Below are 11,089 nucleotides of genomic sequence, written 5' to 3'. Positions count from 1 at the left end.
TCTGGCGTCGATCAGATCACTTTGCTTGATAGCGGCCTGGCCGGCGCAATGACGGTGGATGCGGGCGATGGCGGCAACGTCGTTCTGCTGCACACCGTGACCGTAGGCCGCAATACCGTCATCACGACGGGTTCCGGCGCGGACCTGATTACCCTGTCGGAGTCCGACTTCCTGGGCCATCTGGCCGTGGATGCCGGCGCGGGCGATGACAAGGTCTGGATGTCCCGGATCCTGCTGGCCCGCGGCGCCGCAGTGCAGGCGGGAGAGGGCGATGACTACATCTACCTGTCGGCGCGCGCGCTGGCGGGCGGAATTTCGCTGCGCGGCAACGACGGCAACGATCTCATCGTGCTGGATCAGTTGCCGTCCCTGACCAGCCAGCAAGGCGCTCCTGGCGTGACGGACCGCGTGGACGTGGACGCGGGCCGCGGCGCCGATCACATAGTCGTGAACCTGAACGCGGCGTTGACCTCCATCATCGTCAACGTCCACGATTCCGACGACCACGGCCGCGAGAACCTGGCCGACGTCAACAAGCTGACCATCAACGGCACGGCGCAGGACGAGAGCTTCCTGATCCGCGCCAACTACGTCGCCAGGATCACGCCGCAAGGCGCGGGCTACGCCGATGCGGTGCAACGCGTGAACTACGACCGCAGCATGACGGGCGGCCTGCGCCTGAACGCGGTGGATGGCGGCAACCGCTTCTATATCGACGACACCGGCACCCATGTGGTCATCGACGGCGGCCTGGGCAGCGACCCGGCCAAGCGCAACGAGTACCAGGTCGGACAGCTGTACGCGCTGGATCGCCAGCTGCCACAAGTGGCTGCCGGCGACCAGATCGGCACAGTGCTGACGACGCAGGGCTATCTGTCGCGCGGCAACAGCTACGGCATGACGCTGTATGGCGCGGAGAACAGCAGTAATGTGTTCCGGGTCTACAGCAATGCCGCGCCGCTGGCGCTGCATGGCGGCAAGCGCGACGACGAGTTCATGGTGTACGCCTTCAAGCAGGCGCAAGCGCAGGCCAACGGCGAACCCGGCTATGTCGTCAATGGCCCGGTGGCCATCGATGGCGGCGCGGGCCTGAACACCTACACCATGCTGGGCTCCGAGGACGCCGACGCCTTTGCGCTGACGCAGGAAGGCATACGCGGCGCCGGGCTGAACACCAGCTACCAGAACATCCAGCGCGTCAATCTGGATGCGCGCGAAGGCAATGATCATATCTATGTGCTGTCCACCCGCAGCAACGTCATCACGACCCTGATCGGCGGCAGCGGCAGCGATACCTTTGACCTGTCGGGAGATGTGGCGGGCAACACCATCGTCACGGGCCGTGGCGGTTCGCGCGATGTGTTCGATGGCGCGCAGCCGGTCAGCATCACGGCGCAGCCGGGCGAACTGGACGCCGATGGCGGCAATACCTTGTCGCTGTCGGTGAGCCTGGATGCCAGCGTGCTGCCACGCCCTGCATCCGGCCAGGCCTACGTGTCCCTGAGCAGCGCCATGGTGGCATCGGCGCTGTACGGATCGGTGTCGCAGGGCGCCGGCCTGTCTTCGTCGGATGCGCTGGCGGCGGCCATGCAGGGCCTGCAGGGTCGAGGCCTGCTGCTGTCGACCGACGGCGGACAGACCTGGCATCAGAGCGTGGTGCTGGCGTTCGACGCGAATGGCGCGGGCGCGCAGGCCTGGGGCGTCGCGCAGCAGGTGTTGATCAAGGTCGAGAGTGGAGCGGGCGTCGGCCTGCCGCCGCTGAGCCTGGCCGGCCGCGACCTGCATCTGTCGGCATCGCTCTTCACTACCTTGCCGGGGCTGCAGGACGTGGCGCTGCCTCCCATCCTGGTGCGCGTGGCGGATCCGGCCTATGCCGGTGCAGCCAACGAGCCGGGCAAGGTCCGCAGTCCGCACGCCACCGATCAGCCGGTCATCGCGGTGGATCCGGCCACGGGCGTCAGCTACGCCAACTACGCCGACCAGCCGCACGACGTATCGAGCATCCAGGGCAGCCTGTTGATCGAGGGTGGCACCCTGGACCGTCCGGGCTACGATGGCGCGCTGCATGCCGGCGTGGGCTTGCCGGGCGAGTCGGATGGCGTTCTGGGCGCGCGCGATCAGGGGGCGGTCTCGACTGCGCCCGTCAATGATCGCGTCCGGATCTTCGACGACGGCACCACCGCTGGCAAGGCCGGCATGCAGGATCAGGTGGATAGCCTGAGCGGGCTCGGCCGTCTGTACGACGACGTGCGCGCCGCCGATTTCGGCCGCATTACCGGGCTGGGCATGACGCCGGGCCTGGGCGGCGCGGGGGGCACGGTGTCGCTGTCCGGCCAGGCTGGCGTCCACCTGTACGACCGCGGCGTCATCTTCCATGGCGTGCAGTCGGTCAATACCATGCTGGGCCAGGGCGATGACACCTACACGGTGCGCCATGCCACTGTCGGGACGGTGACGCTGGTGCAGGGTGGTGGCGGCAACAACCTGCTGGTGGCCGAGGGCGGCACGGTGGGCGGCGCCGACCGTCCGGTGCTGCTGTTCGGTTCGACCAGCCAGGACGATGCCTACTACACCGCGCAGCCCGGCCAGCGCCAGGCGGGGCAGGCCTTGCGTTTCACGGCGGCCGGCAACAACGTGCTGGACGCGCGCACGACCACGCAGGGCGTCATCCTGTACGGCGGCGCGGGCAATGACCGCATGCTAGGCGGCCTGGGCAATGACCTGATCGCGGGCGGCGGCGGCAGCAATGTCATCGATGCGGGCCAGGGCAACAATATCGTGTTCGGCAATGCCGGCATGAATATCGACCTGGGCAGGCCGATGGACATGGGCGCGGCGGCGCGGGCGGACTTGCAGTCGCTGGCGGCGCTGACCCTGGTGCTGACGCCGGAGCAGGCCGCAGGCCTGGCCGTGGGCGCTGCGGCGGACCGGCTGGCCGCTGGCGGCAACGCGATTACGGCAGGCGACGGCAACAACATCGTGTTCGCCAACTTCGGCCGCATCGTGACCGTGGATCCGGTGAACTATCTGCGCGACCGCGGCGACTTCATCGACGCGGCAGCGCCGGGCGCCGGCGCGCGCTATCTGGCGGGCGCCGGATTGCGGATGCTGGAGACGATCAATCTGCCGGCGGGCGGGCCGAACGCCATCACGGTGGGCGCGGGCCGCAATGCCCTGTTCGGCGGCATGGGCGACGACCTCATCCGCGCCGCCGGCGCGGGCGGCTTCAACCTGATCGCCGGCGACGGCGCCCGGGCGCTGTACACCGCCGCCGGCCGCATCGCCCAGTTCGAAACCTTGTACCCGTCCACGGGCGGCTCGGACAGCCTCTACAACAATGGCGAGGGTGTGATGCTCGGGGGGATGGGCGCGGACCAGCTGGAAAGCGGCGCGGGCAAAAACGTCATGCTGGGCGATAACGGCCGCGTGGTCTTCGTCAACGACCGCGTCAGCCTGATCGAGACCACCGATATTGCTTTTGGCGGCGACGACATCCTGTTGGCGGGGCCGGGCGGCAATTACCTGCTGGGCGGCTTGGGCGCGGACAAGTTCCGCGGCGACTTCTCCAAGGATGTGATGGTGGGCGACTTCGCGGCGATCTACATCGACCCGGCAAGCGGCCGCATCATCAACCTGATCCGCTTCGGCCAGGGCGGCAATACGCCCGACCTGATCACGCGGGCCATGGAAAACCTGTACTCCTGGAGCGGCAACTTCGGCGATTGGCCGCGCACCGGGTTCGGCGCGCTTGCCGGCACGGGCGCCGCGGACGGCCATGCGGGCGCGGACGGGCATGCCCTGGCCGCGCGCGTCAGCCTGGGCGCGGCGCGCCCCGACATCGTGATCGAGCGCCACGACGGCGGGCTTTCCGACTATGCTTCGTCGGCCGCGCCGCATCAGGTGTCGATGCGCACGGATCAGACGGTGCAGGATGGCGGCCAAAGCCACGCTGGCGGCGTGCGGAGCGCTTCGCCAGGCGCGGCGCCGCAGTCCCGGCCGGAGGAAGACTCCGCGCGGCAGGATGCCGCGCCGGCGGTTGAGGGCGCCGCGCAAGCCGCGCAGCCGGACGCCAGGGCGCAGGCCGAGGTTCCGGTGTCCGGCGCTTCCGCGGCCGAGCGGGCGGCGCTGGCGGCAGGGGTGGGCTTGCTGGGCTTGAGCGGGGCGTTGGGCGCGGCGGGCAAGGGCACGGTCGTGTTCAATTCGAAGACCAATACGTGGGAACCCAAGGCGGCGCGCAAGCGCGGATTGAGCGTGCGGCGCCAGGAACCCGAGCTGACGGAGGTTGGAAGCGAGGATGAATGATGCCGTCGTGCCCGCGCAGGTGAAGCGCGCGGACTTGGCCTGGTGGTCGGCGCTGTCGGCCGCCAGCGACCGCCAGTCTTTCCTGGACGCCTGGCTGGCCTTGCAGGCCGGCCAGTTGGCGGGTGTGCGTCATGCGGCGCTGATCCTGGGCGAACCGGATGCAGGTCCGTTCGAAGCGGCCTCGCAGTACCCGCCGGGCAGCCGCGCCGGCGCGGCGTTCTATGGCGCGGTCGACGAAGCGCTGCAAGGACGGGAGGTCGCGGTGTCGGCCGATGCGACGGGGCTGGTGGTGGCCTATCCTGTCGTGCTCGCAGGACGCATCCATGGCGTGGCCGCGTTTGAGGCCGCCATGCAGGCGCCTGAGCCGCTGGTGCAGGCCCTGCGCTGGGGCGCGGGCGTGCTGGAACTCTGGCTGTTGCAACGTCAGGAAGCCGACAGCGCGCAGACGGTCGAGCGGCTGATGGTGGTGATCAACAGCGTGGCGCGCGCGCTCAAGGAAGGGCAGTTCAAGGATGTGGCGCTGACGCTGGTCACCGACCTGGCGACCCGCCTGGAGTGCGACCGGGTCAGCATCGGCTTTCGCCAGGACGGACGTTCCAAGGTATATGCGCTGTCGCACAGCAGCCGGCTGGTGCAGAACATGAACCTGATGCGCGCCGTGGCCGAGGCCATGGACGAAGCCATCGACCAGAACACCACGCTGTGTCTGCCGCAGGACGAAGCGCGCACCATCGAGTTGCGCGCGCACCAGAAGCTGGCGCGCGAATTCGGCAATGGCAATGTGTTGACCGTGCCGTTCGCGCCCGAGGACGAGGCGCGCGGCGCACTCGTGTTCGAACGGCCGGACAAGCTGCCCTTCGACCGGCAGAGCGTCGAACTGTGCCAGAGCGTGGTGTTGCTGGCCGGCCGCGTGCTGTACCAGCGGCTGCGGCAGGAACGCCCCTTCTGGCGCAAGTGGCGCGATGGCGCGCTGCGTGAAGCGGGCCGGCTGCTGGGACCGCGCTACATCGGCCGCAAATTGGCCGCGGTGGCGCTGGTGGCCGCGGTGGCGCTGGGCGTGTTCGCGCACGGACCGTACCGCATCAGCGCGACCGCCACCGTGCAGGGCGTGGTGCAGCGGGTGCTCGCGGCCCCCTTCGACGGCTACATCAGCGAGGCGACGCGCCGGGCCGGCGACGAGGTGAAGCAGGGCGATCCCCTGGCTGCCCTGGACACGCGCGAAACCGAGCTGGAACTACTGCGCGCCGGCAATCTGGAAGTGCAGTACCGCCGCCAGGCCGAAGAAGCCTCGGCGCGCGGCGACAGCGCGGCGGCCGCGATTGCGCAGGCGCAGGCGCGCCAGGCCATGGCGCAGATGCAGTTCCATCGCGAACAGATCCAGCGTTCGACCCTGCGCGCGCCGTTCGACGGCACGATAGTCAGCGGCGACCTGAGCCAACAGCTGGGCGAAGCCGTCAAGCGCGGACAGGAGCTGTTCAAGCTGTCGCCGCCGGATGGCTACCGGCTGTGGCTGGACGTGGAGGACCGCTTGATCGACGACGTGGCGGTAGGCCAGACGGGGCGGGTGGCCCTTGCGGCCATGCCTGACAGGCAGATCCCATTCACGGTCACACGCATCGTGCCGCTGGCCCAGGTGCAGGAGGGCAAAACGGTGTTCCGGCTGGAAGCCAGCCTGGATGAGAAGGCGGCGCCGACGCTGCGGCCGGGCATGGAAGGCGTGGGCCGCATCGATATCGACGAGCGCCGCTACGTCTGGATCTGGACGCACGGATTTTTCGATTGGCTCCGCCTGAAATGGTGGGCCTGGTTCGGCTGAAGAGCAGAAGATGTCTGGTACCGCGCTCTATAGCAATTCCTGGCACCGGGTCAGCGCGCTGCGCCCGCGGTTGCGCTCGCACATCCACATCCACCGCCATGTCTACCGCGGTCAGGTCTGGTACGTGATGCAGGACCAGAGCAACGGCGAGTTCCATCGCTACACTCCCGAGGCCAATCTGATGATCAGCCTGATGGACGGGCGTCGCACGGTGCAGGAGATCTGGGAGATCGCCTGCGGCCAGCTGGACGGCGACGCCATGCCGCAGGACGAGGTGATCCGCCTGATGGCCCAGCTGCACCGGGCCGACGTGCTGACCACCGACCGCGCGCCGGACGTGCGCGACCTGGTCGAGCGCCGCAAGCGCCAGCGCATGCAGAAGATCAAGCAGTACATCGGCAACCCCAGCGCGCTGAAGATGCCGCTGCTGGATCCGGACCGCTGGCTGACGCGGGCGCTGCCGTATTACCGCTGGCTGTTCACCTGGCTGGGCGCCCTGCTTTGGCTGGGCGTGGTCGGCGCGGGCGCGGCGCTGGGCGCCATGCATTGGCAGACCTTGACGCACAACATCTGGGACCAGGTGTTCTCCACGGGCAACGTGCTGGCGATGGCGCTGGTCTATCCGGTGGTGAAGGCGATCCACGAACTTGGCCACGCCTGCGCCGTGAAGGCGCGCGGCGGCGAGGTGCACGAGATCGGCCTGATGTTCCTGCTGCTGGTGCCCATCCCCTACGTGGACGCCTCGGCGGCGTCGGCCTTCGCGGACAAGCGCTGGCGCATGCTGGCGGGCGGGGCTGGCATCCTGGTCGAGCTGTTCCTGGCGGCCGTGGCGATGATAGTCTGGACCCAGCTGGATCCCGGGCTGGGCCGTTCGCTGGCCTATACCGTCATCGTCCTGTGCGGCGTTTCCACGCTGTTCATGAACGGCAATCCGCTGCTGCGCTATGACGGCTATTACGTGCTGTCCGACGCCATCGAGATTCCCAATCTGGGCCAGCGGGCCAACGGCTATCTGGGCTATCTGTTCAAGCGCTATGCGCTGGGCCTGCGCGGGGTGGAAGCGCCGCGCGCCACGCCGGGCGAACGCGCCTGGTTCGCGGGCTATGCGGTGCTGTCCTTCTGCTACCGCATGTTCATCATGTTCCTCGCCATCTTCATCATGGCGGGGCAGTTTTTCTTCTTCGGCGTGCTGCTGGCCATGTGGGCGCTGTTCAACACCATCGTCATGCCGCTGTGGCGCCTGGGCCGGCAGTTCTATGCCGACCCGCAGATCCAGGCGCACCGCTTGCGCTCCTACTTGATCTGCGGGCTGTGCGTGCTGGGCGGGGCAGGCCTGGCGGGCGCGGTGCCGCTACCCTCGTCGACCGATACGGAGGGCGTGGTCTGGGTGCCGCCTTCCGCCCAGGTCAGGGCGCCGGTGGCCGGCTTCGTGCGCGCGCGGCAAGCGGCCGACGATGCGCCGGTGGGGCAGGGAGCGCCCTTGCTGACGCTGGAGAACGACGAGCTGATCCGCCGCGACGCCATGCTGGCCGCCCAGGTCGACGAGTACCAGGCGCGCTATGTCCAGGCCTATGCGCAGAACCAGGTGCAGGCGGCCATCATGCGCCACCAATGGACCAGCCTGCAGACCGAGAGACGGGCAGTCCAAGAGCAGGTCCAGGCGCAGCAGGTGCGCAGCCCGCACGCCGGGCGCTATGTGCCGGCGCAGCCCGATGACATGACGGGCCGCTATGTGCAGCGCGGCGAATTGCTGGGTTACGTGCTGACCGACGCCGAAGCCGTGCGCGTGGTGGTGCCGCAATCCAGTCTGGAGCGTATCCATCGCTCGCTAAGGAACGTGCGCGTGCGGCTGGTGCAGGATAGCGGCGAGGAATTCCCGGCCACGATCGCGCGCGAGGTGCCGGCCGCCACCGATGAACTGCCCAGCCTGGCGCTCAGCTTGCAGGGCGGGGGCAGCATAGGCGTGGACCCGCGCAAGTCTCAGGAAGGGCGCGCCAAGTCCGCCGAGAACCTGTTCGTGATGGACCTGGCGCTGCCCGAGGACGCGCCGCGCGCCTACCTGGGCGCCCGGGTCTACGTGAAGTTCTCGCACGAGCCCCGACCGCTGGCGCTGCAAGCCTACGACGCGGTGCGGCAGATGGTGCTGCGCCAGTTCCGCCTCTGACATGCGCGCCTTCGACGCCCTCGATCCCGACCCGCTCTATCCTGAAAAGGAAAGCGAGCGCCACGCCAACAAGCTGGAGGCCTGGGGCACGGCAGCCCTGCGCTGGTTGAGCCGCAAGCGCCGCCAGCCCCTGTGGCGCACCCGCCGCATCCTGGCTCGGGTGCGGCGCGAAACCGAGGCGCTGGGCGACATGGACCTGGCAGGCGTGCGCCTGCGCGCCGACGAGATCGCGTTCGATCTGCGCGCCAACGGCATCAACCAGGAAAGCGCCGCGCGCGCCTTCGCGCTGATCCGGCAGGCGGGCCGGCTGGCGCTGGGCAAGGCGCATTTCGACGTGCAGCTGCTGGGCGGCTGGGCCATGCTGCAGGGCATGGTGGCGGAGATGAACACCGGCGAGGGCAAGACGCTGACGGCAACCCTGCCGGCCGCCACGGTTGCCATGGCCGGCCTGCCGGTGCACGTCATCACCACCAATGACTACCTGGTCGAGCGCGACGCGCAGATCATGGGGCCGATCTATGAGGCGCTGGGCCTGTCGGTGGCCTGGGTCAGCATGGAAATGGACATACCCGCAAGGCGCAAGGCCTATCAGGCGGACGTGGTGTACTGCTCCAACAAGACGCTGGTATTCGATTACCTGCGCGACCTGATCGTGCTGGACAGCGACAAGGACGAAGACGCGTTGCGCCTGGAGCGGCTGCGCGGCGAACAAGGCAGGCTGGCCCAGCTGTACTTGCGGGGCCTGTGCTACGCCATCGTCGACGAGGCGGACAGCGTGCTGGTCGACGAGGCGCGCACGCCGCTCATCATTTCCGGCGTGCAGGAGGACGACACCGCCGAGGTGACGCGCCAGGCCATGGAACTGGCCGGCGGCATGGCGCCCGGGCATTACCGGCTGCACCGCGGCGAACGGCGCGTGACCCTGACCGAACTGGGACGCGAGCACCTGCGCGGACTGTGCGCCGCGCTGCCGGCTCCTTGGAGCATTCCGTTCCGGCGCGAAGAGCTGGTCCTCAGCGCCCTGACCGTGCTGCACCTGTACCGGCTGGACGAGCAGTACATCATCCGCGACGGCAAGATCATGGTCGTGGATGAATTCACCGGACGCGTGATGCCGGACCGGTCCTGGGGCCAGGGCCTGCACCAGATGCTGGAACACAAGGAGGGGCTGGAACTGAGCGAACCGCGCGCCACTCTCAAGAGCATCAGCTATCAGCGCTTCTTCAAGCACTATCTGCTGCTGTCCGGCATGACGGGAACGGCCGCCGAAATCCGTGCCGAGCTGGGCCGCGTCTACGACCTGCCGGTGGTCCGCATCCCCACGCACCGCAAGTCGCGGCGGCGCCATGCGCCGGACGCGGTGTACCCCACGCTGGAGCAGAAGTGGGCCGCCGTGCGCGACCGCGCGCGCGCGCTGCATCAGCAAGGCGTGCCCATCCTGATCGGCACGCGCTCGGTCGCCGCTTCCGAGCAGGTGGCCCAGGTGCTGGCCGAGGCCGGCCTGCCGGCCGTGGTGCTCAATGCCAAGCAGGATGCCGACGAGGCCGACATGATTGCGCGCGCCGGCGAACTGGGCAGCATCATGATCGCCACCAACATGGCTGGCCGGGGCACGGATATTCCCCTGTCGGAGGCCGCGCGCGAGGCTGGTGGCCTGCACGTCATCCTGACCGAGCGCCACGAATCTGCCCGCATCGACCGCCAGCTGGAGGGGCGCAGCGGCCGCCAGGGCGATCCCGGCCATGTCGAAGCCATTCTGTCGCTGGAAGACTCCGTGCTGGACAGCGTCGCAAGCGGCGTCTGGGCCGCTCCCTCCAGGCTGCTGCGCGCACGTGGCAGGCAGGATGGCAACTGGCTGGCTGCGCGCTGGCTGCGCTTCGCGCAGGCCCGCACCGAACGAAAATTGGCCCGCGAGCGCCGCCAGATGGTGGCCGCGGATGAAGAACTGGAGAATTCCCTGTCCTTTTCGGGGCAGGGCGACTGACATGCAGAGACCCGATCCCATGACGACCCGCCATCGCTGTTTCCGCCCGCTCCTGTTGGCCTGCCTGCTCGCCGCCACCGCCGCGGGCGCGCAGGGCCTGCCGCCGGATGCCCGTTTGCCGGTGCTGGCCGAGCCCGCCTTGTCGGCGCAGGCCGGCAATCCGCATGCTCCCATGGCCTGCCTGATCGAACCCTTCCAGGTGTCCGAGTTGGGCAGCGCCTCGGCGGGCGTGCTGAGCAGCGTGCTGGTGCAGCGCGGCGACGTGGTCAAGAAAGGCCAGGTGGTGGCCGAGCTGAATACCAGCGTCGACGAGGCCACGCTGGGACTGCGCCGCGCCGAAGCGGCCTATCTGAGCCGCGTCGTCGACCGCAACACCGACCTGTTCAAGCGCCAGTTGCTACCCGCGGGCGATTACGACGAAATGACCTCGCGCAGCCGGCAGGCGCATCTGCAGGTGGCGCTGCAGCAGGCGATCCTGGCGGAACGCAGCATCAAGAGCCCCTTCGATGGCGTCGTCGCCGAGCGCTACGCCGGTCCGGGCGACCGCGTCAACGACAACAAGATCGTCAAGCTGGCGCAGATCAATCCCTTGCTGGTGAGGGTGGTGGTGCCGGAGGGCCTGTATGGCCAGATCAAGGCCGACGCGCAGGCGCAGGTCAGCGTCAACCAGGCGATCACCGACAAGCCGCTGGAAGCCAAGGTCTGGCGGATAGACCGGGTGATGGATGCCGCCAGCGGCACCTTCACCGTGCTGCTGCGCGTGCCCAACGAAGGCAATGTGATTCCGTCGGGCATCCGCTGTTCGGTGAAATTCTGAGTTTGC

5 protein-coding genes are annotated in these 11,089 nt (G+C 68.7%); all 5 read left to right on the top strand.

Annotation, left to right across the window (positions count from 1 at the left end; all coding sequences use genetic code 11):
- Positions 1-4,302 (top strand): calcium-binding protein (locus tag BRO63_RS34630; protein WP_218824110.1); only part of this gene is annotated, 4,302 nt, incomplete at its 5' end.
- The gene (locus BRO63_RS23420) at positions 4,295-6,118 is read left to right on the top strand and encodes an efflux RND transporter periplasmic adaptor subunit (RefSeq protein WP_088142106.1); all 1,824 of its coding nucleotides are present in this window, start codon (positions 4,295-4,297) and stop codon (positions 6,116-6,118) included. The genes BRO63_RS34630 and BRO63_RS23420, both read left to right, overlap by 8 nt.
- Before the next feature lie 10 nt (positions 6,119-6,128).
- Entirely contained in the window at positions 6,129-8,282 is a 2,154-nt protein-coding gene (locus BRO63_RS23415) for a hypothetical protein (RefSeq protein ID WP_088142105.1), read from the top strand.
- A gap of 1 nt (position 8,283) precedes the next feature.
- Positions 8,284-10,266: a preprotein translocase subunit SecA gene (locus tag BRO63_RS23410; RefSeq protein WP_088142104.1), complete on the top strand. Its 1,983-nt coding sequence runs from the start codon at positions 8,284-8,286 to the stop codon at positions 10,264-10,266.
- Between the two features lies 1 nt (position 10,267).
- On the top strand, positions 10,268-11,083 hold the full coding sequence (locus tag BRO63_RS23405) for an efflux RND transporter periplasmic adaptor subunit (protein ID WP_088142103.1): 816 nt from the start codon (positions 10,268-10,270) through the stop codon (positions 11,081-11,083).
- Positions 11,084-11,089 lie beyond the last annotated feature (6 nt).

Origin of the sequence: Achromobacter xylosoxidans (assembly GCF_002192695.1) — a bacterium.
GTDB classification, from domain to species: domain Bacteria; phylum Pseudomonadota; class Gammaproteobacteria; order Burkholderiales; family Burkholderiaceae_B; genus Achromobacter; species Achromobacter xylosoxidans_C.
This window is presented reverse-complemented; position numbering and strand designations above follow the sequence as displayed.

Bases quoted from the DNA above. Each gene is read 5' to 3' on its own strand.
- BRO63_RS23420 (WP_088142106.1), top strand. From the start codon at position 4,295: ATGAATGATGCCGTCGTGCCCGCGCAGGTGAAGCGCGCGGACTTGGCC.
- BRO63_RS23415 (WP_088142105.1), top strand. From the start codon at position 6,129: ATGTCTGGTACCGCGCTCTATAGCAATTCCTGGCACCGGGTCAGCGCG.
- BRO63_RS23410 (WP_088142104.1), top strand. From the start codon at position 8,284: ATGCGCGCCTTCGACGCCCTCGATCCCGACCCGCTCTATCCTGAAAAG.
- BRO63_RS23405 (WP_088142103.1), top strand. From the start codon at position 10,268: ATGCAGAGACCCGATCCCATGACGACCCGCCATCGCTGTTTCCGCCCG.